The 25,945-nt window shown below is 61.5% G+C and carries 23 protein-coding genes; 11 read left to right on the top strand and 12 right to left on the bottom strand.

The features are described from left to right. Positions 1–1,554: a succinic semialdehyde dehydrogenase gene (locus MTX36_RS25875; protein ID WP_243622517.1), complete on the bottom strand. Its 1,554-nt coding sequence runs from the start codon at positions 1,552–1,554 to the stop codon at positions 1–3. 78 nt (positions 1,555–1,632) lie between these two features. Beyond that, positions 1,633–2,931 (bottom strand): MFS transporter, encoded by a 1,299-nt coding sequence (locus MTX36_RS25880; protein WP_243622518.1) that lies wholly within the window; start codon positions 2,929–2,931, stop codon positions 1,633–1,635. A gap of 120 nt (positions 2,932–3,051) precedes the next feature. Here MTX36_RS25880 and MTX36_RS25885 point away from each other — a divergent pair, with 120 nt between their 5' ends. Further along, entirely contained in the window at positions 3,052–3,429 is a 378-nt protein-coding gene (locus MTX36_RS25885; RefSeq protein ID WP_094270643.1) for a DUF5313 family protein, read from the top strand. A gap of 5 nt (positions 3,430–3,434) precedes the next feature. Here MTX36_RS25885 and MTX36_RS25890 read toward each other — a convergent pair whose 3' ends face one another. Genes MTX36_RS25890 through MTX36_RS25910 form a run of 5 tightly spaced genes read right to left on the bottom strand, consistent with a single transcriptional unit; the run spans position 3,435 to position 8,208 of the window. Continuing rightward, positions 3,435–4,652 (bottom strand): lipase family protein, encoded by a 1,218-nt coding sequence (locus tag MTX36_RS25890; protein WP_243622520.1) that lies wholly within the window; start codon positions 4,650–4,652, stop codon positions 3,435–3,437. A 34-nt stretch (positions 4,653–4,686) separates the two neighbouring features. Further along, the gene (locus tag MTX36_RS25895; protein ID WP_243622521.1) at positions 4,687–5,508 is read right to left on the bottom strand and encodes an ABC transporter ATP-binding protein; all 822 of its coding nucleotides are present in this window, start codon (positions 5,506–5,508) and stop codon (positions 4,687–4,689) included. Further along, positions 5,505–6,575 carry an ABC transporter substrate-binding protein gene (locus MTX36_RS25900; RefSeq protein WP_243622523.1) on the bottom strand — a complete coding sequence of 357 codons (1,071 nt, stop codon included), beginning with the start codon at positions 6,573–6,575 and terminating at the stop codon, positions 5,505–5,507. Before MTX36_RS25900 ends, MTX36_RS25895 begins: the two co-directional genes overlap by 4 nt. After that, positions 6,572–7,474 (bottom strand): ABC transporter permease, encoded by a 903-nt coding sequence (locus MTX36_RS25905; RefSeq protein ID WP_243622524.1) that lies wholly within the window; start codon positions 7,472–7,474, stop codon positions 6,572–6,574. The genes MTX36_RS25900 and MTX36_RS25905 overlap by 4 nt, the downstream gene beginning before the upstream one ends. Continuing rightward, positions 7,471–8,208: an SDR family NAD(P)-dependent oxidoreductase gene (locus MTX36_RS25910; RefSeq protein ID WP_243622525.1), complete on the bottom strand. Its 738-nt coding sequence runs from the start codon at positions 8,206–8,208 to the stop codon at positions 7,471–7,473. Before MTX36_RS25910 ends, MTX36_RS25905 begins: the two co-directional genes overlap by 4 nt. Before the next feature lie 294 nt (positions 8,209–8,502). On the opposite strand from MTX36_RS25910, the gene MTX36_RS25915 reads away from it, so the two are divergent. Beyond that, positions 8,503–9,855, top strand: coding sequence for an aspartate aminotransferase family protein (locus MTX36_RS25915; protein ID WP_243622527.1), 1,353 nt, complete (start codon positions 8,503–8,505; stop codon positions 9,853–9,855). Here the strand turns inward: MTX36_RS25915 and MTX36_RS25920 are convergent. Beyond that, the gene (locus tag MTX36_RS25920; protein WP_243622528.1) at positions 9,837–11,363 is read right to left on the bottom strand and encodes a PLP-dependent aminotransferase family protein; all 1,527 of its coding nucleotides are present in this window, start codon (positions 11,361–11,363) and stop codon (positions 9,837–9,839) included. The genes MTX36_RS25915 and MTX36_RS25920 overlap by 19 nt on opposite strands. A 98-nt stretch (positions 11,364–11,461) precedes the next feature. Here MTX36_RS25920 and MTX36_RS25925 point away from each other — a divergent pair, with 98 nt between their 5' ends. Then, positions 11,462–12,178: a sulfite exporter TauE/SafE family protein gene (locus MTX36_RS25925; protein WP_243622529.1), complete on the top strand. Its 717-nt coding sequence runs from the start codon at positions 11,462–11,464 to the stop codon at positions 12,176–12,178. Between the two features lie 123 nt (positions 12,179–12,301). Then, complete coding sequence (locus MTX36_RS25930) at positions 12,302–13,744, top strand: histidine-type phosphatase (protein ID WP_243622530.1); 1,443 nt, start codon at positions 12,302–12,304, stop codon at positions 13,742–13,744. Here MTX36_RS25930 and MTX36_RS25935 read toward each other — a convergent pair. Then, complete coding sequence (locus MTX36_RS25935; RefSeq protein WP_243622531.1) at positions 13,734–14,192, bottom strand: hypothetical protein; 459 nt, start codon at positions 14,190–14,192, stop codon at positions 13,734–13,736. The genes MTX36_RS25930 and MTX36_RS25935 overlap by 11 nt on opposite strands. A gap of 152 nt (positions 14,193–14,344) precedes the next feature. Between MTX36_RS25935 and MTX36_RS25940 the strand changes: the two genes are divergently transcribed. Both MTX36_RS25940 and rraA read left to right on the top strand, forming a co-directional pair. Next, on the top strand, positions 14,345–15,241 hold the full coding sequence (locus MTX36_RS25940; protein ID WP_243622532.1) for an oxygenase MpaB family protein: 897 nt from the start codon (positions 14,345–14,347) through the stop codon (positions 15,239–15,241). 22 nt (positions 15,242–15,263) lie between these two features. Further along, positions 15,264–15,740, top strand: a complete 477-nt coding sequence (gene rraA / locus MTX36_RS25945) for a ribonuclease E activity regulator RraA (RefSeq protein WP_243622533.1) — start codon at positions 15,264–15,266, stop codon at positions 15,738–15,740. An 8-nt stretch (positions 15,741–15,748) separates the two neighbouring features. Here the strand turns inward: rraA and MTX36_RS25950 are convergent, their stop codons facing one another. Then, a complete protein-coding gene (locus MTX36_RS25950; RefSeq protein ID WP_094274684.1) occupies positions 15,749–15,976 on the bottom strand; it encodes an RNA-binding S4 domain-containing protein in 228 nt (75 codons plus the stop codon). 90 nt (positions 15,977–16,066) lie between these two features. Here MTX36_RS25950 and lysX point away from each other — a divergent pair, with 90 nt between their 5' ends. Continuing rightward, on the top strand, positions 16,067–19,426 hold the full coding sequence (lysX, locus tag MTX36_RS25955) for a bifunctional lysylphosphatidylglycerol synthetase/lysine--tRNA ligase LysX (protein WP_243622535.1): 3,360 nt from the start codon (positions 16,067–16,069) through the stop codon (positions 19,424–19,426). A gap of 30 nt (positions 19,427–19,456) precedes the next feature. After that, positions 19,457–20,329, top strand: coding sequence for an alpha/beta fold hydrolase (locus MTX36_RS25960; RefSeq protein WP_243622545.1), 873 nt, complete (start codon positions 19,457–19,459; stop codon positions 20,327–20,329). Positions 20,330–20,341: 12 nt separating this feature from the next. Here MTX36_RS25960 and MTX36_RS25965 read toward each other — a convergent pair whose 3' ends face one another. Together MTX36_RS25965 and MTX36_RS25970 are read right to left on the bottom strand one after the other, a co-directional pair. Beyond that, positions 20,342–20,806 carry a hypothetical protein gene (locus MTX36_RS25965; RefSeq protein WP_243622536.1) on the bottom strand — a complete coding sequence of 155 codons (465 nt, stop codon included), beginning with the start codon at positions 20,804–20,806 and terminating at the stop codon, positions 20,342–20,344. Positions 20,807–21,093: 287 nt separating this feature from the next. Continuing rightward, on the bottom strand, positions 21,094–22,590 hold the full coding sequence (locus MTX36_RS25970; RefSeq protein WP_243622538.1) for a hypothetical protein: 1,497 nt from the start codon (positions 22,588–22,590) through the stop codon (positions 21,094–21,096). 215 nt (positions 22,591–22,805) lie between these two features. Between MTX36_RS25970 and MTX36_RS25975 the strand changes: the two genes are divergently transcribed. The 3 genes from MTX36_RS25975 to MTX36_RS25985 all read left to right on the top strand — a co-directional run. Then, positions 22,806–23,723, top strand: coding sequence for a sugar phosphate isomerase/epimerase (locus tag MTX36_RS25975; protein WP_243622539.1), 918 nt, complete (start codon positions 22,806–22,808; stop codon positions 23,721–23,723). Between the two features lie 14 nt (positions 23,724–23,737). Next, entirely contained in the window at positions 23,738–25,462 is a 1,725-nt protein-coding gene (locus tag MTX36_RS25980) for a glycoside hydrolase family 13 protein (RefSeq protein ID WP_243622540.1), read from the top strand. After that, positions 25,428–25,945: histidine phosphatase family protein (locus MTX36_RS25985; RefSeq protein ID WP_243622542.1), on the top strand; the 518-nt coding region annotated here is incomplete at its 3' end. The genes MTX36_RS25980 and MTX36_RS25985, both read left to right, overlap by 35 nt.

A 25,945-nucleotide genomic window follows, 5' to 3' on the forward strand; every position in this document is an offset into this window, starting at 1 on the left:
TTACCGACCCGGAACCCAGGACATGATCTTGATGGCGTGAGGCATGAGCTTGGCCCACACCTTGGCCGGGATTCCCCGCGGCCCACCGAGATTCATGATGCGGGTGGTCGCAATCGTCTGCGGTTCGGTGTACTTGGTCAAACCTTCGGGTCCGTGACGGCGTCCGATACCCGAGACGCCCATACCGCCCATCGGCGCTGCGGTACTGCCCCAGGTGGGTGCGTAGCCTTCGTCGACGTTGACGGTTCCCGCGTGAATACGTGCGGCAATTGCCTCGCCCGCAGCCTTGCTGCCGGCCCAGACGCTGGCGTTGAGGCCGTACTCGGTGTCATTGGCCTGAGCGATGGCCTCTTCGACATCCTTGACCGGGTAGATCGAGACGAGGGGCCCGAAAGTCTCGTCGCGGTAGCAGTCGGCGTCAGCAGGAACTCCGGTGAGCAGGGTGGGCTCGTAGAACAGCGGTCCGATGTCCGGGCGGGCCTTTCCACCGGCAATGACGGTGGCACCCTTCACAACTGCGTCGTCGACATGCGCGGAGATGGCCTTGACCTGAGCCTCGGAGACGAGGCTGCCCATCTCGATGCCGAATTCGTAGCCGGCCGCGATGTTCATCTTCTTGACGCGGTCACCGAACATGCGGATGAACTCGGGTGCGATGGACTCTTCGACGTAGATACGCTCGATCGAGATGCACAGCTGGCCGGAGTTGGAGAAGCACGCTCGCACTGCGGCGTCCGTGACCTCACGCAGATCAGCACCGGCAGCGACGATCATCGGGTTCTTGCCACCGAGCTCGGCGGAGAAACCGATGAGACGGCGTCCGGCCTGCTCGGCCAGCAGCTGACCGGTGGCAGTGGAACCGGTGAACATCAGGTAGTCGGTGTTCTCGACCAGCGCGGTGCCCACAACTGAGCCCGGTCCGGGAACAACTGCAAACAGGTCTCGCGGCAAACCGGCCTTGTACATCAGTTCTACGCAGGCGAGCGCACAGTACGGCGTCTGACTGTCCGGCTTGAGAACGACGGCGTTGCCGGCGATCAGCGCAGCGATGGCGTCGGAAACTGCCAGTGTCATCGGGTAGTTCCACGGCGAGATGACGCCGACAACACCCTTGGGCTGGTAGCGGACGACAGTTTTGGTCAGGCCCGGCAGCATGCCCGAGACGCGGCGCGGACGCAGCAGCTTCGGGGCAACGCGTGCGTAGTGGCGTGCCGTCATCGAAATGTCGAGGACTTCTTCCTGCGCCGCAGTGCGCGACTTGCCGGTCTCGGCCTGAGCCATGTCCATGAGTGCGTCACGGTTCTCGAGGATGAGGTCGCGGTAACGGTGGAAGATGGCAGCGCGCTCGAGAACGGGACGCTTGGCCCATTCCTTCTGAGCGACGCGGGCACGGGCGATGGCCGCGAGAGCATCGTCGGCGGTGCCGACGGGGATGGTCGCCAGCTCCTTGCCGGTGAACACCTCGGTGATGGACTTCGTCGGGCGATCGGCAGCATTGTCGATGGCGATCAGTTCGGCGAGCCGCGAGAAGGTCGCAGCGGACGGAGCAGGCATTTCTTTACCCCTACTGGTGAGTAGTTCCTTAAGTTACACACAACCTACCCCGTCCGTGGTGCCGATCACAGTGCCGATTCACACAGAGACCACTACCGCGTGTTTCGGTCGCTTCGCGATGAGCAGTGACATCACCGCTGCGATCGCACACAGCCCGCCCGCCACATAGAAGGCCGCGTCGTACGAGCCGATCTGATCGCGGACCAGGCCCGCGAGGAAAGCCACGAGGCCGGCACCGATCTGATGCGACGCCAGCACCCAACCGAACACAATAGGGGCGTCGGCCCCGAAATGCTGCCGGCACAGCGCGACAGTCGGCGGAACCGTCGCCACCCAGTCGAGTCCGTAGAAAATGACGAACGCGATCATCGGCGGATTGACCGTGTTGGCGAGAAGCAACGGCAGGAAGAGCAGCGAGATCCCGCGAAACAGGTAGTAGACGCCGAGAAGTTTCCGAGAGTCCATCTGGTCGGTGAACCACCCCGACGCGATGGTCCCGACCATGTCCAAGATTCCGATCACCGCCAGGAGCGACGCGGCCGTCGTGATCGGCATGCCGTGATCGTGCGACGCCGGAACGAAGTGCGTACCGATGAGCCCGTTGGTGCTCGCACCGCAGATTGCGAAAGTTCCGGCAAGGAGCCAGAACACCTTGGTTTTCGACGCCGTCACCAGCACCGAAATCGCGCGGCCCGCAGCGCCGCCGCGTTGGTGGACGGGCAAGGCCGGGGCAACGTAATCGGCTGGAGCACCGTAAGGCGTCGTACCTACGTCGGACGGGAAATTTCGCAGGAACAGGAGAACAAACGGTACGACGGCCAACGCGGCGAACGAGACGGTGAAGGCGACGCTCTGCCAGTCGTAAGTCTCGGCGATCTTCGCCAGAACGGGCAGGAACACCAGCTGACCGGCCGCACCGCCGGCGGTCAGAATGCCGGTCACGAGTCCACGCTTCTCGACAAACCAGCGGTCGACGATGGTCGCGACAAATGCCAGGGCCATCGATCCGGTACCGAGGCCGACAAAAACGCCCCACAGCAGGACGAGCTGCCAACTCGATGTCATGAAGATGGTCAAGCCACTGCCGAGCGAGATCAGAACCAGCGCCGAGGTGACGACGGCCCGAATCCCGAAGCGCTCCATGAGCGCTGCCGCAAACGGTGACGTGAGGCCGTACAGAACAAGGTTCACCGAGACGGCAGCCGAAATACTGGCCCGTGACCAGCCGAAGTCCTCGTGGAGCGGTTCGATCAATATCGACGGGGCCGCGCGGAAGCTCGCTGCACCCACCAATGCGAGAAACGCCACGATCGCAACCGACCAGGCGCGGTGAAAGCGCCGTGGGGCGGATTTCGGCAGTGCGGTCTCAGAACTCACAGAGAGAATTCTGCAGGTTCGACGCCCCCGAAAGAAGTGGGCCCTTGCTCCGCCACCTCGATCGACGCATATTCCAGGCACCGGCGTAAACCGACCGAACGGGGCAACTATCCTGGGAGTATGGCCGAACAGACCCGCCCGAGTTTCCCCCAGTACTGCGGATACCTTCTGGGTAAGACGCTCCCCGACACCTACCAGGATTGGGTTCGCAACGATCTTGTCGGTCCGGGCGCACAGGTCCGCTACATCGTTCGTTTCACCGTGCCGGCGATGCTCATCCTCATGCTGTTCCTCTTGATCCCGGGACCGATCTGGATTCCGCTGGCAATGATGGCTCTACTGCTCATCCCGCTGGCTTACTTTGTCGTGGCCTTGGGCACCATCTACCGCCGGCACCGCCTCCTGAGCCACGGCCTCGATCCGGATCTACTGAACGAGAAAGCGCAGCGCCGCGCCGACAGCGACCGTGAGGACTACGAAAAGCGTCACGGTCGCTGAGCCGACTAGCAGGTGCCGGAGTTCACTGCCTGCCCGGCGAGCATCCTCGTCGTGAAATCCAGGGCGTCGTCGTAGGATGCCCCGATAGCTCCCCGGTGATCAGCACCCTCGTAGGTCATGAACTCGACCTCCGAACCCTTGCTGCAGAAATCCTTGACCGCTCCGGTTGTACTTCCCACCGAGACAAGCACATCCGCAGTTCCCTGGGCGAACAGCGTGGGCACCTTGGGTGTCACCGTCGCCAACTCCTGCTTGTTCAGGTTTGCCGTCAGAGCCGTGAGATCCGCTCCCGCCCGGAAGATCTGGTTGACGGGTATCGGCGGCACTGCCCGAACCGCGGCGAGACAACCCGTGCGTGCCGCTTCGAGGAGAGGCTGCGCCTCGTCGGAGAGCAACTCTTCGGCGATAATCGACGGGTCTGCTGCCTGGGCGCCGAGAAGGATGACCGGAACAAACGGCACCGCACCCGACATGGCCGCGTTGCCGGATGACACCAACTCCGGAATCTTGGCAGTTCCGTTTCCGGGAGCAACCGACACAGCGCCCTTCAGATTCAATTCGGGCGCACGGTCCTGACCGAGTGCCGCGGTAAAGACCGCCGCCTGTCCACCCTGACTGTGTCCCATAGCAAACCAGTCCTTGCCGACCGACGGGTCCACCTGCCGCGCAGCGCGAACGATATCCGTCACGGTGTTGGCCGCGCTGGTCCCGTTCATGTACGGATGCCCGCCGGGTGTGCCGAGCCCTTCGAAATCGGTTTGCACCACGACATATCCATTGGCGACCCATTTATCGAGCGTCTGGTCCACCCCCGAAAGGTAATCGTGCACCGGGCCCTTCGGGGTATCTGCCGACGGCGCACACGCATCGGCGACACCGGTGGTTCCGTGCGCCCAACTGACTACCGGCCAGCCGCCCGCCGGAGCGGGTGTCTTGGGAATGGCGACCACTCCGGACACCAGAATATTTTTTCCGGAGGCACTTTGAGACAGGTACGTGATGCGCTCGTTCTTGGCGGCGCTGGGCAGGGCCGCAGATTCGATCAGATTATGCGCGGTGATCAATGTTCCCGGCGACAACTGAGGTGCGGCTTGAACGGACCCGAAGGAAAGAGATCCCTCAGCCGACGCCGTGGAAGTAAAGGCAGCTGCCGATACAGCCGCGCACAGCGCCAGAGTTCCGCTGGATAGTCGGACAACACGCTTCTTCTGAACAACCTTCACGAAATTACCTCCACAGTAAGTCAATTGGAAACGATCAGTGCAAGGCGACTGTTGCGCCGATCAAACCTTGGGCTTCGTAGATCTTGGCGGCGACCTCGTCACGCATCGCCACGAACTCCGGTGTCGAACGGATCGCGGTATCCGTCGGCTGCTGGTTGTCGCCCTTGAACCACACTTTGTGGTCGTAGATCACCCGCCCGGGGCGAGCACTCATCACGATGACTCGGGTACCGAGGAAGATTGCCTCTTCTACACTGTGCGTCACGAAGAACACGGTTTTACGACGCTCACGCCACAGATCGAGCAATTCGAGTTGCAGCTTCTCGCGGGTCATCGCGTCGAGCGCACCGAAAGGCTCGTCCATCAGTATGATTCGCGGATCGGTAATGAGAACGCGGGCGATCTGACAGCGCTGCTGCTGACCACCGGACAGCTCGTACGGCTTACGGTCGCCGTACAATTCCAAGCCCACCAGTTCCAACATCCGATCAGCCTCAGCCGCACGTTCCGCGCGAGGCGCACCCCGCATCTTCAGGCCGAACTCCACGTTCTTCCGCACGGACAACCACGGATACAGGTTCGAATGTTGAAACACCACACCACGATCCGGATCGGGCCCCTTGATGTGAGTGTTTCCGACCATGATGGTGCCTTCGGTCGGCTCCTGAAAACCGGCGAGCATCTGCAAGAGCGTCGTCTTGCCGCAACCGGAAGGTCCGACGACGCATACAAATTCTTCCGGTTCGAAGGTCAAGCTGGTCGAGTCGAGCGCAAGGACAGATTCGCCGGCGGCGACGTATTCTTTCCGAACATCGGTGAGCACTACCCGGGTGCTGAGATCGACAGCGGTAGTCATGGCTGGCCTACTTTCTTCACTGCATCCGTGTAGATTCCGCTGACGTAGGCGCTATCGGGACTGACCGCGTCGATATTTCCCTGCTCCAGAAGGAACTTCGCAGTCCCCGACAGGCTCTGCGCAAAATCTCCACCGAGGTAGGTATTGCTCGCCTGATCAGCGGCCGACAGATACTTGTAGCCGGCCAACTGCGGCGTGATCAGATTCGGTGCGATACCGAGTTGCGCCGACATCGACACCGCCGCGCCCGTGGGATCTGCGTTGATCCGACCGGCCGCATAGTCTTGCAGCTTGGTCCACATGGCCATGAATTCCGGATTGGCAGAAACGAATTCAGTCGTGGCACCGGATAAATCGAACGTGGGGGCACCCATCTCGGAGACATCGGCGCTACTCATGATGACGTGCCCGTCGGCGGTCAACTTTGACAGTGTCGGATCCCAGACCCACGCGGCATCAATCTGCCCACCCTGCCAGGCGCCGAGCATCGCATCGGGCTTCAAACTCATCAGAGTGACATCCGCGGCCATGTTCGCAGCACTGAGAGCAGCAAGGAGGCTGTAATGCGACGTACTACCGAACGGTGTGGCGATCTTCTTGCCGCGCAGTCCTTCCAGTGTTGTGATGGACGGATCTTTCACGACCAGCGATTCCGCTTCTCCGATGACGTCCTGGATCCACACCACCTGCATGGGAATGTTCAGCGGAGCCGACAACGCCATTGTTGCCGGACTCGAACCCAACGTTCCCAGATCCAGGCTTCCGGAACCGAAGGCCTGCACTACATCCTGACCGGAGCTGAACTTGCTCCACGTGATGTCTGCGTTGGGCATACAGGCCTCGAGCAACCCCTGATCCTTGACTATCAGATCACCGTTGGGAATGTCCTGATACCCGATGCGGGCTGTCGTGGTGACCGATTCATCCATCACAACAGGACAAGTCACCGAAGTGGCCATCGAGCGGCTCATCTCACCACGGCCCGTTTCCACACAGCCGGTGAGGGTGGTTCCCAGGGCCGCAGCCGTCATCACTGCAATTGCCGTGCGTCCTGAATTGCTGATCATGCCTTACCCTTCCATGGCGCTACGAGTGTTCCCACTGCCTTGATGGCCGAGTCGAGAACAAGTGCGGCACAACCGATAACGATGATGCACGCAATTGTCAGAGGAGTATTGAGCTGTGTGCCGGCCAGATACGCGAGTCCGCCGATACCGGGAATACCGTTGTTGAGTTCCGCGGCAACCACCGTCGTCCAGGCAAATCCGACGGCAATCCGAATTCCGTTGATTACTTCCGGCAACGTCGACGGAAAGACCACATTGGTGAGAACCTGAGTACGGCTGGCGCCCAGCGCCTTCGCGGCATTGATCTGATCCACCTTGACGGAGGTGACGCCGTTCAGCGTGGCGATCGCGATGGGTGGAAAAGCTGCGAGGAAAAGCAGCCAAATCTTGGATGTGTCACCGATTCCGAACCAGACGATCAGCAGACCGATGTATCCGAGCGGCGGCAATGCACGCAAGAAGTTCAGGTACGGCTCCACGAAAGTCCTGATCGGAACCGACATACCCATCGCAAAACCGATCAACGGTCCCACGATGACAGCCGCTCCGACACCGGCCGCAATGCGCTGCCCACTGGCGATCAGATGCTCCCAGAGGAAGTAGTTCTGCTCGCCGAGTACTTCGCGGTCGACTCCGGGTGCAACCTGATGCCACGTATTGGCCCTGATAAACGCATCCCACACCGAACCCGGCGAGGGAAGGAACAATTCGTCGATCACACCGGCGGCGGTAATTCCCCACCAGATGACCAGAAAGGCAAACAGTGCCGCACACCGAACTCCGATGGAGCGCAGCCGGCTCGGCGAAAAGTACTTCTTCTTACGCGGCCGTGACACTGCCGGTACCGGAGCACTGGGTAGCGTCTTCGTGATCGCCGGCGCGGGGCTGATAGTTGTCATACGGTCCTCCGGTGCACTCGTTGTGCGGATGTCTGGTCACGAGCGAGGACGAGCATCGAATCGACATTGACGCGGCTCGGCCGGGTGACCACCCAGGCAACACATTCGGCGATATCATCAGCGGTGAGCGGATCTGCGCCCGCGTACACGGCGTCGGCGCGCGCCTTGTCGCCGCCGAAGCGGACCATGCTGAATTCGGTTTCCACCATGCCGGGGTCGATCTGACAAACGCGAATGGGCTCGCCCAGCAATTCGAGTCGCAGCACCCGAGTAAGTGCTGTCACAGCATGTTTCGCGGCGTTGTACCCGCCACCTCCGAGATACGGTTCACGTCCGGCGATTGACCCGATGCTGACGACGGTAGCGTTTTCGCTCTCACGGAGACGCGGGAGGAGGCGCTGCGTGACGCGCAGTACGCCGAGCACGTTCACATCGAACATCGCGGTCCAGTCTGCCTCGTCAGCGTCCGCGATGGTGTCTGCTCCCAGTGCGCCGCCGGCGTTGTTGACCAGTACGTCACATCGGTCGACCTGGCCACAGAAGGCCTCGACCGATGCGACATCGGTGACATCGAGAGGCACAGCGCGAGCGCCTGTTTCACGAGCCAACTCCTCGAGTCGATCCATTCTGCGTGCGCCCATCACCACGTCGAACCCCTCCTTGACGAGGTGCCGCACCGTAGCGGCGCCAATGCCACTGCTGGCCCCGGTAACCACGGCAACTGGAGTTTTCATGACGGACATAGTTGGGAACTCCTCGGTGAATAATGTTTCGGCCCTGAGAGATACCCCAAGGCGCTGCTGAACTGTGCACCAGTGTTCTCCGGATCTGGCACCTACTCCAGAGCCACCTGCATGGTCATTTTCTCGGGCCAGTCGTAACGTTCCGTTCTCGTGTTAACGCAATGGTTCGTCCGTGTAACTGGCCCCTCGAGATTCCCCGGAATCTGGATCTGGCGGAGGACCACATCCGTTCTCCATCATTGAGTGGACGCACAGTTTCAACCCCTCGATCAGGAGGTACCTGCCATGGCAGCTCCCGCAATCAGCACCGCACAACGGACGTATGAACTGGACCGAGCCCACGTCTTCCATTCGTGGTCGGCACAGAAGTCATTGCAGCCCATGGTTGTCGAGCGCACAGACGGCTGCTACCTCTGGGACGGGGACGGCAAGGCGTACCTCGACTTCTCTTCCCAGCTCGTCTACACGAATGTCGGCCACCAGCATCCGAAGGTTGTTGCGGCAATTCAAGAGCAGGCCGCAAAGCTGTGCACCATTGCGCCGGCTCACGCCAACGAGGCACGGTCCGAGGCAGCGCGTCTGATCGCCGAAATTTCGCCCGAAGGGATGGAACGGGTCTTCTTCACCAGTGGCGGCGCCGATGCCAACGAGCATGCAATTCGTATGGCGCGCTTGCACACCGGACGATACAAGATCCTCTCGGCCTACCGCTCCTATCACGGCGCTACCGCCGAGACGATCAATCTCTCCGGAGACCACCGACGCTGGCCGAACGACTACGGCAACTCGGGTGCCGTCCACTTCCACGGACCATTCCTCTATCGGTCCGAGTTCCGTTCCGAGACAGAGGAACAGGAATGTGAGCGCGCTCTGGAACACCTCGAGACGTTGATCCGATTCGAGGGACCGGCAGCCTTTGCCGCCCTCATCGTCGAATCCGTCCCGGGTACGTCCGGCATCATGCCGCCGCCGCCCGGATACATGGCGGGCGTTCGTGACATCTGCGATCGGTACGGCATTGTCATGATCTGCGACGAGGTCATGTCCGGCTTCGGTCGTACCGGCGCGTGGATGGCCATCGACCACTACGACGCAATTCCGGATCTGATCACCTTCGCCAAGGGCGTCAACTCGGGCTACGTACCTCTCGGCGGAGTCATCATCGGCGAGAAGATCTACAACTCGTTTGCCGAGCGTCCGTACCCCGGTGGGATGACCTACTCCGGCCACCCCCTGGCCTGTGCTGCGGCCGTCGCGACGATAACGACGATGCACGAGGAATCCATTGTCGAGAACGCCGAGTTCATCGGCCGCACGTCACTCGGCCCCGGCTTGCGTGCGCTCGCCGAGAAGCACCCCAGCGTCGGCGATGTCCGCGGGCTCGGCGTCTTCTGGGCACTGGATCTGGTGACAAACCGTGAGACCCGAGAGCCGCTCTCTCCGTATGGCGGAACCAATGCTGCCATTGGTCAGACGATGGCCGCTGCTCGCGAGGCCGGTCTGCTCGTCTTCAACAACTACCACCGCATCCATGTCGTCCCCCCGTGCACTGTGACGCCCACCCAGGTCGACGCCGCGATGGCGATGCTCGACACGGCACTCGACGTGGCCGACTCGTACTACGACGGCCCGCGGTGACCACTAGCGGATCGTGACTCCTCGAGCATCCGGTGAGCGATGCTGCCGAGCAGCGCGATACCCGGTTCGATCGACTGCTGCGCAATCGAACCGAAGCCCAAGCGCAGGCAGTTGCGGGAACCCGTACCGGGAAAGAAATAGCGCGATCCATCCGCAACCAGAATGCCTTGACGTGCCGCTCTGTCTGTCAACTCGGCGGCATCGAGATCCTCCGGGCCGGTGTACCAGATGCTGACACCGCCCGGAGGAAACGACGGCGCTTCTACGCGGGGCATGTATTTGTTGACGGAGTCGGTGATGATCTCCCAGTTCTGCTTGAGCCTGCGACGGTGTGAACGCAGAACCTTGTGATAGTCACCGGAGGTGATGAACAGCGCCAACGAGCGTTGGATGTGCCCCGGCAGATGCTTCGTCCGGTGGTGCCGCTCGGCTCGAAGTGCCGCGATAACAGGAGGATCCGCCACGATGTAGCCGATTCGCAGTCCCGCCGACAGGAATTTCGAGAACGATCCGAGATAGATGACGCGGCGGTTGTCCCCCAGCGATTTGAGCGACGGCGTCGGCCGCCCGCGGAAACGGAATTCGCTGTCGTAGTCGTCTTCGATCACGAAACCGTTTCTCTCCTCCAGCAATTCGAGGAGCAACTTGCGCCGGGGGAGACTCAACGTGACATTGGTGGGGTGATGATGGCTGGGCGTGAGGTACATAGCGTCGAACACTGTCGATTGCTCGAATACTGCGCCGCGGCCGTCGACGGGTATCGGAGACAACTCCACTCCGGAGCGCTTGAAGATATGCATGGCGTCGAGGTATCCGGGGTTCTCGAATCCCATGATCTTGCCGGGATGCATCAGTACGTCGGCAATCAACGACAACCCTTGCTGGGTACCACTGGTCACGAGAATCTCGTCGGCGTTCGCCTCGATACCGCGCGACGGGAGAATCTCTTTGCGCAAGGCCTCGACGAGTAGCGGATCATCCTGGTCGACGGCGTCGCGCACGCTGTATTTGAGGTGCGGACCGGTCATTGCCTCACTGGCGGCGCGAAGCCACCCGCGCACCGGGAACGAACGCAGTTCGGGCTGAGAGCTGATGAACGGGTACGGGTAGTCGAATGCGTCAGGGTGCCCGAGGGTTCGAGTGAACTCGACACTTTCTCGCGGTTGCAGCAGCGTGGACCAGTCGACCGGTACTGCGCGCGAAGCCGACTCGAGCGGAGATGCGCGGGTGAGCGGAGCGGCCGCGTAAAGTCCACTGCGAGGACGGCTCTCGATGACTCCGAGCGCTATCAACTCGTCATAGGCAGCGGCTACCGTGTTTCGGGAAACACCGAGTTCCTGGGCCAGATACCGGGTGGACGGCATCGGCCGACCGCTGTCGAACACACCGCGAGCAAGTAGATCTTCGATCATCGCTCGAACCCGTCGGTACATCGGCACAGTGGAGTCCGCGTCGAGAAGTGCCGACGTGTCTTGTAACAGTTGACCGAGATCGTCGTGCGATCGCACTGTGCATTCCTCCTTGTACCGGCCCACATTCTGGCCCTCTCAATGCTTGCACAAACTGGATCTTCCATCAGTGCCAGATGCGCCGCAGACTGGGAAATGTGATTCTTCTCCTGGTTGCCTGCACGCTCGTCGTCTCAGCGACGATTCAATCGGCAGCCGGATCGGGCTTCGGTTTGATCGCCGGACCTACCCTGATTCTCGTTGCACCCCAACTTGTTCCAGCGCCGTTGCTGATTCTCACAATTCCGATGATGCTCATGGTGGCGATACGAGAGCGCACACACTGCGACGCTCGGACAGTAGGAATTGCCGCCGTCACAATGATTCCCGGAATCGTCGTCGGTCTGTGGTTTCTGCAGCGGGTCGATACCGCGGCCGTGCGATGTCTGGTTGCCGTACTTGCATTGAGTGCAGGGGCGGTTCTGCTCTCGGGCAAGTCTGTAGTGGGTTCGTGGCGAACACTTGCCGGCGCCGGCGCGGCGGCCGGATTCATGGGCGCATTGGCCGCGATGCCCGGTCCACCGCTCTCACTCACCTATCGCCCGAACGACGCCGCCACACTGCGTTCCACGCTCTCGACGATCTTTCTTGTCATGGCGGTGGCAACGCTGCTTGCTCTCGAACTGCAGGTTGGCATCACCGGAACAGAACTACTGACTGCGGCGGTATTCTCTCCCCTACTGGCCTGCGGCCACGTGCTCGGCTCCTACCTGTCGCGGCGAATATCGCTGTCCGCCTTGAGTCGCGCCACCACCTACATCATCATCGCGGCCGCTACAGTACTGCTGGCCAAGGGCGCGGTCGGCCTGACGTAGGTGAATCCGACTTGTAACCTCGCGTCCACTCGCAGGCCCGCCAATCTGCCATCTCCAGATACTTAGTCGCTCTAACTTTCCTACGGTCGTGCCATCTCGGCACTGACGGAGAGGATTAACACCATGCGGAGCCCACGCTTCGGTTTGCTGGCGGCAGCGGGAGCTGTCGGACTCATGCTCGTCACGACCGGTACGGCGGCCAGCTCTGCCGCATCACCGTTCGGCTCGGTCGATTTCAGCTCCAGCTCAGGGTCTTCCGATGCGGCGGGCACACCCGCCGTCGGCGGCTTCACGTCCAAGACCCCGTATTCACAGGGTCAGCGCATCAGCGACCTTCAGAGCGCGCCGGCCGGTTTCACACCCGTGTACACGGAAAACGTTGCACGGCATGGTTCACGAGCCCTTTCCAGCCTCAAGTACGACGACTTGAGTCTGCAACTCTGGGAGATCGCCGACGCCGAGAATGCCTTGACTTCCGTCGGCAAGGACTTCGGTCCGGAGCTTCGTAAGCTCATGGCCGCCAACAACACATTGGGTTACGGCAACCTCAGCGGTCTCGGCATCACCGAACACCGCGAGTTGGGCGCTCGGGTGACGGAACGTCTTCCGCAGCTTTTCGGCGCCATCGCAGCCCAGGACGGCGCGATCACGTTGACGTCGTCGGGCGTCGACCGCGCCGTGGACAGCGCCGCGAACTTCGGCCAGGGCCTGAGCGCCGCCTACCCCGATGTTGCCGGCAACATCGGAGCCGTCACGAACGACCCGGATGTCCTCTACTTCCACGACTCCGATGACGAGTACAAGGAGTACGAAGACTCCGATCCTCGCTTGGAGGCAGTCGACGAGGAGATCTCGAACCTGCCTCGCACTCGTGAGGTTTCGCGGCACATGATGACAAAGCTGTACAGCGAGAGCTTCGTGGATCGCCTTGTCGCCGGGGAGTTCTCACTCGTCGACCGAGGAAAGGGCTCGGAAAAGATCAACGACGAAGTTGATGCCGCGTACATGCTTTACAACACGTACATCATCACCCCGGGCATGGGCGAGGAAGGCGACTGGAACTTCGGGCGCTTCATCGATCAGGATGACGCCCAGTGGCTGGCGTACACCAACGACGCCGAGGATTTCTACGCCAAAGGACCCGGCTTTGCCGGCGAAGACGTGACCTACCGGATGGCGACCGTCCTGCGTGACGAGTTCCTCGCCGGCCTGAAGGCACATACGAGCGCAAATACATTGCCCGGAGCGGATTTCCGATTTGCACACGCAGAGACGATCATCCCGTTCGCGGCACTGCTGAAGCTGCCCGGCAGCACAGTTCAGCAGCCTGAGGGCGAGCTGTACACGTACGCGAACAACCCCTGGCGCGGGGAGCACGTCAGCCCGATGGCCGCGAACATCTCGTGGGATGTCTACTCCGGACCCGACAATGCGCAACTGGTTCGCATGCTCTACAACGAGCGCGAAACCGCGTTTGCCGAGCCCTGCACGCCGGTAGCAAGCGGTAGCTTCTTCTACACGCCCACCGAGCTCGAGCGCTGCCTACCGGAGATTTCTAGGCAATAAATCGACCGATCGTCGGATTGCTTTGGCAGATAGGGCTACTGCCCCAGTTGATGGAGCCGAATGCGGTCGCAACCACATTGCCAGGTCCGGTGTTCACGGTTGCCGAGAGATAGGGATAGGACCCCATCAAATCGACGATTCCCGATTTGCCCGTATCGGTATTGACCCAGGCAACAGTGACCTGACCGGCGGCCGGAAGGGGCGCGGCCGCCGGGAAGGACTCGAAGCGGATGTCACCCTTGGCGATGGGCGGATTCGCTTCGGGACCGGACTGCCCGGTCAAACCGGTAAACGATGCCAACGAACCCTGATTGGGGCATCCGATGGTCACGGCGGCGCCACCGAAGGGATGAGGCGGATCCGCGGATGCAGTGCCCGCGTACATAACTGACGCGACGATTGGCAGTCCGACAGCTGCCAGGATTCGGACGGTGCGGGGCACGCTCATGGGAACTCCTCGGTTCGACAATTCCGTTGATCGGATACCCCTGCTACAACCCCTGAAACGATCGGATACCGACCAATCCGAAGCACTAGACAACATGCGTTGTCAGAACTACTCTCGGTGGCATAGCCCACACCTAGCCCTGGAGTGTTCCCATGAAGCGATACGAACTCCGCAGTCGCACGGATCGACTCGATCCCGAAACCGACTACGAGGAAATGTCGCGCATCCTGACCACACAAGAATTCCCGTGGGACGTCACTCAGGCACTCAGTTTTGCGCTGTTCCGCACCTACGCGGTGCCCTCCATCGGCAAGCTGCTGTTCTCCACCGGCGAGTTCACCGACAAAGTCCAAAAGCGCTACGACGACACCACTCTGATCCTCGACTCGATACTCGAACATGGCCTCGGGAGCCCCGAAGGTCGTACAAGTGTCCGGCGAATGAATCAAATGCACGGCTCGTACGACATTTCCAACGACGACATGGTTTATGTGCTGTCCACGTTTGTCGTCACTCCCGTGCGCTGGCTCGATGCCTACGGTTGGCGCAAGATGACCACCAACGAAATCGCCGGGTCCGTGAACTACTACCGCCAACTCGGTCGACACATGAACATCAAGGACACTCCCGACACGTACGAAAAGTTTGCAGAGTTCATGGATAACTATGAGAGAGAGCACTTTTCGTTCGACCCCGGCGCTCGTGCGGTCGCCGACGCCACCCTCGACCTGATGTGCACGTTCCCGCCCAACAACTTCGCACCAAAAGCGCTCGTCAAGGGATTTGCCTTCTCTCTCATGGACAACCACCTTCTCGACGCATTCGGGTACAAACGTCCTTCCGCCGCGATGCGCCTGATCTCGCGGGGCGCCCTCAAAGCCCGAGGCCGACTACTGCGTCTCTTCCCGGTACGCACCACCCGAAAGTTCGCACGCGAGCAGCCAAGCATTCGCAGCTACCCAGCCGGCTACAAGGTCGAAGAACTGGGAACATTCCCCACCGGATGCCCCGTCAAGCACCTCAGAACCGACCAACAGGCCCAGGCCTGACGTGCCGACTATTCTGTGACGCATGACTGAGCCTGTAGCCACTGCTGACCTTGCCGACGAAATCGGACCCGACATCCGTAGCTGCGATACGCAGTTCACCCAGTTCGGCGGCCGCGAAGTTTTTGCGGGCCCCATCACCACCATCAAGTGCTTCCAGGACAACCTGCTGGTCAAGCAGACCCTCAGCGAACCCGGCAACGGCGGTGTCCTCGTCGTTGACGGTGACGCCGGCATTCACACCGCACTGGTCGGCGACATCATCGCCGGACGCGGCGTCGACAACGGCTGGGCCGGCGTCATCGTCAACGGAGCGGTCCGCGACTCCGCGATCCTGCGCACCCTCGATATCGGCGTCAAGGCACTGGGTACCAACCCCCGCAAGAGCACGCAGACCGGCTCCGGTGAAAAGAACGTGCCCGTCGAAATCGGCGGCGTCACCTTCAATCCGGGCGAGATCGTCTACAGCGACCACGACGGGATAGTCGTCCGCGAAAAGTAGAAACGGGATCAGGCGGGAGCTTCCACCTTGGCAGCCATCCCGCCGATCTCGACCACATCGCCGTCGCGAAGCTGACGGCCTCGACGGTCCTCCACCTCGCCGTTGACCGACACCAAACCGTCGGCAATCACTTCCTTGGCCTCGGCACCGGACTCGATGAGGTTTGCGAGCTTGAGAAACTGGCCGAGTCGGATCATTTCGTCACGGATCTGAACTGCAGGAATGTTGGCGGTCATGAGCAACATTCTCCTCCCTCGCACAAAATCGGACACGACAGACCACACTGAAGCGGTGAGGACTGATCGACCGGTATGGGAGGAAGCTCGATGGCACCTATCAGCGAAGCCACGGACACAACCGCAGAGTTAGTTGAATCTCCGCCGGGAAGTCCGCGAAAATCGCGTCGGCCCCACAAGGGTCGGCTGAGCCAGGTCCCGCATATCTCGGGATTGATCCTCGGAGTGTTCTCCGTCCTGGTCTTCCTGTGGAGCCTTTCTCCCACGCTCAGACATATCGTTCGAGTGCCCCGCGAGTACATCGACAGTTACTACTTCGACGCACCGGATACGAGCCTGTCGTGGGCGCTCGTCGTCGGCCTGCTTGCCGCGGCGCTTGCCAGTCGCAAGCGGATCGCTTGGTGGATACTGACGATTTATCTGTTCCTGGGCGCACTCAACAACGTCAACACCACGATCCAGGAAAAGAACATCAACAGCGCCGTCGCCATTGTGGTTCTGCTGATCGTCGTCGGAATTCTGATCGCGGCACGCCCCGAGTTCTACACACGAGTTAGACGCGGTGCCGGCTGGAAAGCTCTCGGCGTCCTCATCGTCGGCCTGGCATTGGCCACCTTGGTGGGCTGGGGTCTGGTCGAACTTTTCCCGGGAACACTCGAGGGAACTGCTCAGCGATTCCTGTGGGCACTGAACCGCGTCACCGCCGCCGGAGCGGTCGACAACGAAAACTTCGAAGGCCACCCTCGCGCATTCGTCAACACAATCCTCGGCCTCCTCGGTGCCATGGCCCTACTCGCTGCTGTCATCACGCTCTTTCGTGCCCAACGCTCCAACAACGCACTGACCGGCAATGACGAATCCGCACTTCGCGGATTGATCGCGGGTTACAGTGCCGACGATTCCCTCGCCTACTTCGCCACTCGCCGCGACAAGGCCGTCATCTTCGCGCCCAGTGGCAAAGCCGCGATCACCTATCGTGTGGAAATCGGAGTCTGCCTGGCCAGCGGCGACCCCGTCGGCGACCCCGAAGCCTGGCCGCACGCCATCGAGGCGTGGCAGGATTTGGCCTCGCAATACGGTTGGGCGACCGCCGTCATGGGGGCCAGCGAAACCGGAGCCACCGCCTACAAACGGGCGGGCCTGAACGTCCTGCAACTGGGCGACGAAGCCATCCTGCGCACTCGCGAATTCAATCTGAACGGGCGCGATATGCGTCCGGTGCGCCAAGCCGTCACCCGCGTACGACGCCAAGGCGTGACGGTCCGGATGCGACGCCACCGCGACGTCTCACCCGAAGACATGGCCGCCGCCATCACTCGCGCCGACGACTGGCGCGATACCGAAACCGAACGTGGATTCTCGATGGCGCTCGGCCGACTCGGTGATCCTCTCGACGGCGACTGCCTCCTCGTCGAAGCCGTGATGGGCGAGGGAACGGACGACGAGTCCGTCGTCGGCATGCTGTCCCTCGTTCCGTGGGGACCCAACGGAGTTTCGCTCGACTTGATGCGTCGTAAACCCTCGTCGCCAAATGGTGTTGTGGAGTTGATGGTCTCCGAACTCGCGACACGTTCCGACGAGATCGGCGTCGTCAAGGTTTCGCTCAACTTTGCCGTGTTCCGGTCGGTGTTCGAGGAAGGCTCACGCATCGGCGCCGGCCCGATCCTGCGCATCTGGCGCGGCGTGCTGGTCTTCTTCTCGCGCTGGTGGCAGCTCGAAGCTTTGTACCGATCGAACGTCAAATATCAGCCCGACTGGGAACCTCGCTTCCTGTGCTTCGAAGACAACCGTGAACTCCCACGCGTCGGATTCGCGTCCGCGATCGCCGAAGGCTTCGTCGTCCTTCCCAGCTTCAGCCGTAGATCGAGCAAGGCCACCAAACACACCGGAATTCACGAGGCACTGCCGGCCGCACTCGTCACTGCCGAAGGTCTGCATGCCGACGGCAGCCCGCCGGACTCCGCACCCGCACTGATCGCGTCGGGACCGCGAAGGCCCGAGCAGGTTCGCGTCCGCATGAACAAACTCGCAACGCTCCACGACGCAGGCATCAGCGCCTATCCCATCGCGTACCCGCCGACGCACACGATTGCCGCGGCGGCACAGTCTCCCGAGGGCACCCGGGTGCGTATCGCCGGCCGAATCCTACGAGTGCGCGACTACGGCGGAGTGATGTTCACGGATGTGCGTGACTGGTCCGGCGATATCCAGGTTCTGGTCGATCAAGACCACGTCGGGCGCGAAGAGTTGGCGAAGTTCGCCGCCGAATTCGACCTCGGCGACCTGATCGAGGTCAGCGGAACCATCGGCCGCAGCCGAAAAGGCGAGCTGTCGTTGATCGCCACCTCCTGGCGGATGAACGGCAAGTGCCTGCACCCGCTGCCGGACAAGTGGAAGGGCCTCGCTGATCCCGAAACCCGGGTCCGTCAACGCTATCTGGACATCGCTATCAACTCGAAGGCCCGGAAACTGCTCGAGGCCAGAAGTGCCGTCGTGAAGTCACTGCGCGATTCCCTCGACGGCCGCGGATTCCTCGAAGTGGAGACACCGATCCTGCAGCAGGTGCACGGCGGCGCCAACGCAGCTCCGTTCCTGACACACATCAATGCCTACAACCTGGATCTGTATCTGCGCATCGCGCCCGAGCTGTACCTCAAGCGATTGTGCGTCGCCGGTATGGAGAAAGTGTTCGAAATCGGTCGAGTGTTCCGCAACGAGGGCGTCGACTTCAAACACAATCCCGAGTTCACGATCCTCGAGGCCTACGAGGCGCACAGCGACTACGAGGACATGATGCGGATGTGCCGCGAGCTCATCCAGGCTGCCGCCGTTGCAGCCTTCGGACGCGAAATCATCATGCGTCCCGGCCCGGACGGCGAATTGGTGGAGGTCGACATCTCCGGCGAGTGGCCGGTCAAGACGATGCACGGGGCTGTCGCCGAAAAGCTCGGCGTCGACGTCTCTCCTGAAACCAGCCTCGACGAGCTCCAAAAACTGTGCGACGACAACGAAATCCCGTACCAGGCCAACTGGGACACGGGCGCGATCGCGCAGGAAATGTACGAGCATCTGGTCGAGGACTTCACCGAGTTTCCGACGTTTTACACCAACTTCCCCACCTCCATGTCTCCCCTCACCCGACCACACCGCAGCATTGCGGGCGTTGCCGAAAAGTGGGACCTGGTGGCGTGGGGCGTTGAACTCGGGACGGCCTACAGCGAGCTCACCGACCCGGTGGATCAGCGCAACCGCCTGACCGAGCAGTCGCTGCTGGCAGCGGCCGGCGACCCCGAAGCCATGGAAGTGGACGAAGACTTCCTCCAGGCTCTCGAGCATGCAATGCCTCCGACGGGTGGACTCGGGATGGGTGTCGACCGTGTGGTCATGCTGATCACCGGTGGCAGCATCCGCGAAACCCTGGCCTTCCCGCTTGCGAAACCACGCCAGTAGAGCCTGTTTCACGTGAAACCGCCAGGCGACATGATGACTGTCGGTGGGATCAGGCTGCACCTTCTCGTGGAGGGCGACGGACCCGTCGTCGTCCTCTGCGGAGGCTTGGCCGGCAACTGGTTCGACTGGGACGACTGTGCCCGCCATCTCTCGCCGGACCACACAGTCGTTCGTTTCGACCGGCCCGGCTTCGGGCTCAGTGAGCCGTCGCCGGAACCGCCGACCGTGCATGGCGAGGCCCAGCGCATTATCGACGTACTCGACGCCCTGGGAATCCCCGAACCCGCTGTGGTAGTTGGCCACTCGATAGCGGGATTCTATGCCGAAGGCTTTGCCCGACTGTTCCCCGATCGAGCCGCCGGCGTACTGCTCCTCGACTCCAGCGCCGAGAAAAACCCGAAGCGCCTCATCTCCCGAGATATTCTTCTGGCCGCATCCCATACCGTCGCAACATCTTTCATCACCACCGGCCTTCAACGACTATTGGGCACCACCACTCGCAGAATGCTCAATCATTCCGTTCCACCGGACGGTCCGTCCGCCACCATGGACAACTGGGTGAAGCGCATCTACCGCGATCCGCATTATCTCGAAGCCGCACTCGTCGAATACGTCGCATACACCGATATGGCGTTGGAGCTCAACGAGTTACGAGACTCCACGGACCATATTCTCCCCGATATTCCGATCAATGTCGTTGCTGCCCACACCGGCCGCAACACACCGTGGTCCGTTGGATGGATGGCCAAGCAACAACGGTTGGCCACCTATCTGGGCGGCCGCTTCTCTGTCCTGCGGCCCGCCCACCATCACGCGATGATCGATCAGCCGGAAGAACTTGCCGATCTGATCCGCAAACTCACGAGGCCCGAACGTCGACAGTGGCAACACCCACGGCCGTAGGTCACCCGCCGACTATTTTGGCCCCTTGGGGTGCAGGACATCAGTAATGCTTATATAGCCAGCCTTCGGTTCGTTGGGAAGGCTGATCGGCAATAGCCCCATGCTTTCCCGGCGCTCGTTAGCCGAAAAAACATACTGCGCAAATTGGGGCTTAACCTGCACGTCGGGGAACTGTGCGCGAAGCTCCTCAATAATTTCGTAGCCCTCGTCATACCAGTCGAAGACATTTATCCCGGGAAGCCAACGCGGCCGCGATGCGAAACCGTCGACCTCCTCCACGAAAAACTTTTGGAAGCGGTCAGTCCACGCCAGTATCTTCTTTCCCAGAGCATCGTCAATCCCAATTTGGCTGGGGAGAACGTACGGCTGCCTCGGCCGGCTGATTCTTACCAGTTCCTTCGAGGGCCAGAGAGAACTGGGATGGCCATAGTCAGGGTAGAGGCGAATGACAAGCCTTTCCGTTCCTTGAATTTCCATTTCTATTCCTTATGTCTTCGCGGAACCGCCTGGGCGCCTGCACTTTCGAAGATCTTGATTCGGCTGTTGAGTCGTTCGATCCTCACGCGCACGCTCCAGATGAGTTCGACGAAGCTTTCCTGCATGATCGGGATAGTGGGCGTGTTGTCAGTCCGCTGGCCACTGGACAACCCGTATTCGACGTCTGATCCCGCCCAGTGAAGAATTTGTCCTGTTTGTCGATGCTTGGGTTCATGCGGGAATCAGGAGCCACTTGATGTGGTGGCGCGTCGAGGCGATCGGCTGGATCACAGGTAGTCGAGGAGCGTCGCGACATCCAGCGGATTCGGCCACTGCATGGATTGCTCGGAAAGGGACTTCAAGCCGTCCGCGATGATCCACACTGTGCCCGTTGCATCGACCGCGATTCCCGGTCGGATTGCGAAGATCGGTGCGCTTTTCACCGGTTCGAGGGTGGCGGCATCGAGGAGCGTGAGCAGTCGATATCGTTGTGTCGGGTCACAGGCGACCGGCCGCTGTCCGATCGGAAGGGTGCCGCTCGATGGATGAGCCACCGTGCAGACATAGATGCCAACCTGCTTGACGTAGAACGGTTCCCAACCGAGATCGTGCGCATCGCCCAGTGACAGGTCGGGAAGGATTGTCGACGCGGTACCGGAATTGAACAGACGCAGCGGGGATCCAGCGAGGAAGAGTCGCTGCCTACGTGGGCCCGGAATCGACGACAGGACAGGCCCGGTAGTGACGTCCCCGGCAGTGGTGACCCGGATCAACCGCCTGCTCGACTCTCGATCGGATTTTCTCGCCTCGAGCAATACCAGAAACGAATCACCTTCTACAGCAATACTGTTGACGTATTCGTCCGGAGTCTTCACTGCAACCGGATCGCAGTCCGGCGAGTGCAACCACCACCGTCCACCCGGTGAGCAGGCAAGGAAAATTTCCCCGACGACTGCACCGGCGTGTACCGCGAGGTCGCTGACGCGGCGAGGTTCGAATCCAGGTGTGCATCGGTAGCTTCCGTCCGTACCGGCCACCCAGCACCCGCCCGGAGTGGCCCACACGTGCCGTGAGACTCCGATCGGCCCGGGTAGGAGATGCTCGGTAACAACATGTTCGGAGTCGATGCTCGCTACGAGTGGTAGTCCGCTGTCGACCGTCCACAACACATCTCCCGCCGCACTCACATCACCCGGAACGAAACGCGGCCGAACGGGGTGGGGTGGGACGTCGTCGAGGTCGAGTTCGATCCATGCCCCGTCTTCGCGGTCCACCTCGTACACGTCGTCACGCATCAACACGTCGGTGTCGAAAAACCGTGGTGATTCGGTGACCTCGCGCAGTGAGCGGTGTCCTGGCACAATCGCCCACCCGTGACTGTCGGGTTCTCTCCGGTATCGCATGCTGACCAACTGGACCCGCGTCACGCGCCCACGCACTCGTGATGTGATCTGGTGACTCAGCGTTCCGTAGAATCGACCGGTCAACTCCACATGACCGGAGCGTGGACAAAATCCTCGCCACGACGCTTCCCACCCGTCACCGCGTAGTACCCCGCTCCATTCCCAGCGGCGCGGTGAATCCTTCCCCGTGTACTGAAAGATTGGGGGATGTCCATCGGCTATGAGGACCGCACGAATCGTTACGGTGTCCATGTCCTCGGCAGGGAGTTCCGTGAACTGAAGCGGGAAATCGAGCACCATGCCGATCTTCGGCGGCGGAATCTCCGCATCCTCGATGGCGAGTCCGTCGATCTGCACGGCGAGCGTGCGGTGGCTGCTCATGCGCCTTTCGGTGAAGTCATAGCGTCGACAGTACCCAAAGTTGCTTTAGGAAGGTCCGCATTCAATCCCGACCCCGTGCGCACGTCATCGAAGAAGACTTCCGACAGAGAACTAGCAGGATCCCCGCGGGGACGTGTCACGGCCACAATCGCGGCAGCCTCTCACTGACCAAGACTGTCGAAACTCGAACGCGCTCACACTGTTAGAACAGGTGAGTGAAGCTAGGTTTTCTGACCGCCGCCCTACCGATGCTCAGTCTGGAACAGATCGCGGCCTGGGCTGCCGAAACCAGCTACGAAGCACTGGAAGTCGCCACCTGGCCGAGCGTCGGACGGCAGTTCTACGAAGCTGCCCACCTACCCGTCGAAACATTCGGTGCCCGCGAGGCAGACCACACCCACGAACTCCTCGAGCGCCACGGCCTGTCGATTTCGGCCCTCGCGTACTACGAGAACAACTTGCACCCCGATCCCGTGCGACGTGAGGCGATCAGAACCCACCTGAAACGGGTGATCGATACCGCGTCGACGCTGGGAGTTCCGCATGTGGGGACGTTCATCGGGCGTGACTGTACAAAACCCGTCGCCGAGAACATGGCCGACGCCGAACCAGCTTTCCGCGAGATCGTCGACTACGCCGGCGAACGCGGGGTGAAGGTCACTATCGAAAACTGCCCCATGGAAGGGTGGCATCCCGACGGATATCCGGCCAACCTCGCCTACTCTCCCGAACTGTGGGAGTGGATGTTCGATCTGGGCCTCTACTTGAATTGGGACCCTTCACATCTGGTGTGGCAGGGCATCGATCCACTGGCCACCATCGCGCCGTACGCACACCGAATTGTGCACGCCCAGGCCAAGGACATCGAAATCCAGAAGGACCGGATCAACCGCTACGGAATCTTCGGCAAAGCTGTACGCGAAAACCCGTGGGACGTCGGATGGTGGCGCTACCGCGTACCCGGCCGCGGGCAGATCGACTGGAGCCCCATCGTCGATGCCCTCTACGAACATGGTTTCACCGGAACACTTTCCGTGGAACACGAGGACCCCGTGTGGCGCGGCGGAGAACAACGCATCAAAACCGGGCTGGAGATCGCCGAGAACACCCTGCGCCCCCTCATAGTTTTATGATCACCACTACCGAGATGAGAAGTACCTTGTCCGACAACATTTCCCGCGACATCGACTGGTGGCGGAGCGCCGCTATCTACCAGGTCTACATCCGCAGTTTCGCCGACGGTAACGGTGACGGCGTCGGCGACATCGCGGGAATCCGGGATCGTCTGAGCTACCTGGCAGATCTGGGTGTCGACGCCATCTGGGTCAACCCCTGGTACCCGTCGCCGATGGAGGATGCCGGCTACGACATCTCCGACTACCGCAGCATCGAACCCGCTTACGGCACAATGGAACAGGCCGAGGCCATGATCTCCGAGGCCCAGGGTCTCGGTATGCGCGTCATCCTCGATCTGGTACCGAACCACGTTTCCGACGCTCACCCGTGGTTCCAGGAAGCTTTGCTGGCCGCACCCGGTTCGGCGGAGCGTGCACGGTTCCACTTCCATCCGGGCAAGGGAGAGAACGGCGACGAGGCGCCCAACGACTGGGTCAGCTCATTCGGCGGTCCCGCCTGGACACGAGTCAAGAATGCCGACGGAAACCCGGGCGAGTGGTACCTGCACCTGTTCACGCCGGAACAGCCGGATGTGAACTGGCGCAACGACGATATTCGTGCCGATTTCGAGACGACGCTGCGATTCTGGTTCGACCGCGGTATCGACGGATTCCGCATCGACGTCGCCCAATTCCTGTCCAAGGACGCCGATCTGCCCGACCTCAACGGTTTGAAATACCCGACGCCGATCCCAGCCGACGGTTCCGACCCGGCGCCGCATCCCCACTTCGACCGCGACGAGGTTCACGAGATCTACCGTTCCTGGCGTGCGGTGGCGGACAGCTACGATCCGCCGCGCGTCTTTGTCGCCGAAGCCTGGGTGGGCAACCCGAAGCGGCTTGCGCGCTACCTGCGTCCCGACGAGTTGCACAGCGCCTTCAACTTCGACTTCCTGCTCTCACCGTGGACCGGGTCGAAGTTACGGACGGTCATCGACAGCACGATCATCTCGCATGCCGAGGTCGGCGCATCCCCGACGTGGGTGCTCTCGAATCACGACGGCGCCCGGCACCTGTCGAAATATGCCAGGCCGCAGACTGATTCGCGTGTGTCGTTTCTCAGCCAGATCCGCGACATCCCCGCCGACTTCGAGCTCGGGGAACGTCGGGCACGCGCTGCCATGATGCTGATGCTCGCTCTTCCGGGCGGCGTCTACATGTATCAGGGCGAAGAGTTGGGGCTGGCCGAGGTCGAGGACATTCCCGATGACCAGCTGCAGGATCCCATCTGGGAGCGGAGCGGCCACAAGGAACGTGGCCGCGACGGCTGCCGAGTTCCGCTGCCGTGGTCCGGTGACACCGCGCCGTACGGATTCAGTCCCGACGACGCCAATGCGTCCCCGTGGTTGCCGCAGCCGAAGGGCTGGGCCGATCGCACGGTCGAGGCCCAGACCGGTCAGGCAGATTCCACCCTCGAGCTGTACCGCAGCGCACTCGCTCTGCGACGCAGCATCACAGCACTGGCAACCGAGCCGCTGACCTGGATGAGCGACGACAACGATCAGGTACTGGACTTCCAGCGCGGCAGTACGCTGCGCGTCGTCGTGAACACCTTGGCCGATCCGATCGCGCTTCCCGACGGAGAGGTACTGCTCGCCAGCGGTCCGCTCCCGGGCGACGGCACGATTCCGGCCGATACCGCCGTCTGGCAAAGTGTCCCGTGTGCAACTACTGCTGATCCGACACGCTCTTCCTGAACTCGCCGAGGTCACGGAAGGCCACGCTGATCCAGCGTTGACCGACGAGGGCCACGCCCAGGCACACCGGCTGCCTGCGGCGTTGGCCCCGTACAAGATTTCGGGGTTGTTCAGCAGTCCCCAGAAACGTGCTCTCCAGACGGCAGATCCGGTGGCTCAGGTGCTGGGCCTACCCGTCACCGAGCAGGTGGGGTTGGCCGAGTACGACTCCGACCAGTCCCACTACGTCCCCATGCACGAGGTCATGGAACGGGCACCCGAGACTTATGCGCGGATCAAGGCCGGTTGGCTACCTGAATTCGTGGACGCCGACGCGTTCCGGACCCGCGTACTCGGCGCCCTCGACGACATCGTCGCATCAACAGACAACGACGCCACCGTGGCTGTGTTCTGCCACGGTGGCGTCGTCAATATCGTTCTGCAGGAGCTACTCGGGCTGGAACGTCCGTTGACGTTCCCGATCGAGTACGTCTCCGTCACTCG

The organism is Rhodococcus sp. ARC_M6, from assembly GCF_022810305.1.
Taxonomy (GTDB): Bacteria; Actinomycetota; Actinomycetes; order Mycobacteriales; family Mycobacteriaceae; genus Rhodococcus_F.

Coding starts and splice junctions, on each gene's coding strand:
- MTX36_RS25875 (WP_243622517.1), bottom strand. CDS start 1,554: ATGCCTGCTCCGTCCGCTGCGACCTTCTCGCGGCTCGCCGAACTGATC.
- MTX36_RS25885 (WP_094270643.1), top strand. CDS start 3,052: ATGGCCGAACAGACCCGCCCGAGTTTCCCCCAGTACTGCGGATACCTT.
- MTX36_RS25895 (WP_243622521.1), bottom strand. CDS start 5,508: ATGACTACCGCTGTCGATCTCAGCACCCGGGTAGTGCTCACCGATGTT.
- MTX36_RS25900 (WP_243622523.1), bottom strand. CDS start 6,575: ATGATCAGCAATTCAGGACGCACGGCAATTGCAGTGATGACGGCTGCG.
- MTX36_RS25905 (WP_243622524.1), bottom strand. CDS start 7,474: ATGACAACTATCAGCCCCGCGCCGGCGATCACGAAGACGCTACCCAGT.
- MTX36_RS25910 (WP_243622525.1), bottom strand. CDS start 8,208: ATGAAAACTCCAGTTGCCGTGGTTACCGGGGCCAGCAGTGGCATTGGC.
- MTX36_RS25915 (WP_243622527.1), top strand. CDS start 8,503: ATGGCAGCTCCCGCAATCAGCACCGCACAACGGACGTATGAACTGGAC.
- MTX36_RS25930 (WP_243622530.1), top strand. CDS start 12,302: ATGCGGAGCCCACGCTTCGGTTTGCTGGCGGCAGCGGGAGCTGTCGGA.
- MTX36_RS25935 (WP_243622531.1), bottom strand. CDS start 14,192: ATGAGCGTGCCCCGCACCGTCCGAATCCTGGCAGCTGTCGGACTGCCA.
- MTX36_RS25940 (WP_243622532.1), top strand. CDS start 14,345: ATGAAGCGATACGAACTCCGCAGTCGCACGGATCGACTCGATCCCGAA.
- rraA (WP_243622533.1), top strand. CDS start 15,264: ATGACTGAGCCTGTAGCCACTGCTGACCTTGCCGACGAAATCGGACCC.
- MTX36_RS25950 (WP_094274684.1), bottom strand. CDS start 15,976: ATGACCGCCAACATTCCTGCAGTTCAGATCCGTGACGAAATGATCCGA.
- lysX (WP_243622535.1), top strand. CDS start 16,067: ATGGCACCTATCAGCGAAGCCACGGACACAACCGCAGAGTTAGTTGAA.
- MTX36_RS25960 (WP_243622545.1), top strand. CDS start 19,457: ATGATGACTGTCGGTGGGATCAGGCTGCACCTTCTCGTGGAGGGCGAC.
- MTX36_RS25965 (WP_243622536.1), bottom strand. CDS start 20,806: ATGGAAATTCAAGGAACGGAAAGGCTTGTCATTCGCCTCTACCCTGAC.
- MTX36_RS25970 (WP_243622538.1), bottom strand. CDS start 22,590: ATGAGCAGCCACCGCACGCTCGCCGTGCAGATCGACGGACTCGCCATC.
- MTX36_RS25980 (WP_243622540.1), top strand. CDS start 23,738: ATGAGAAGTACCTTGTCCGACAACATTTCCCGCGACATCGACTGGTGG.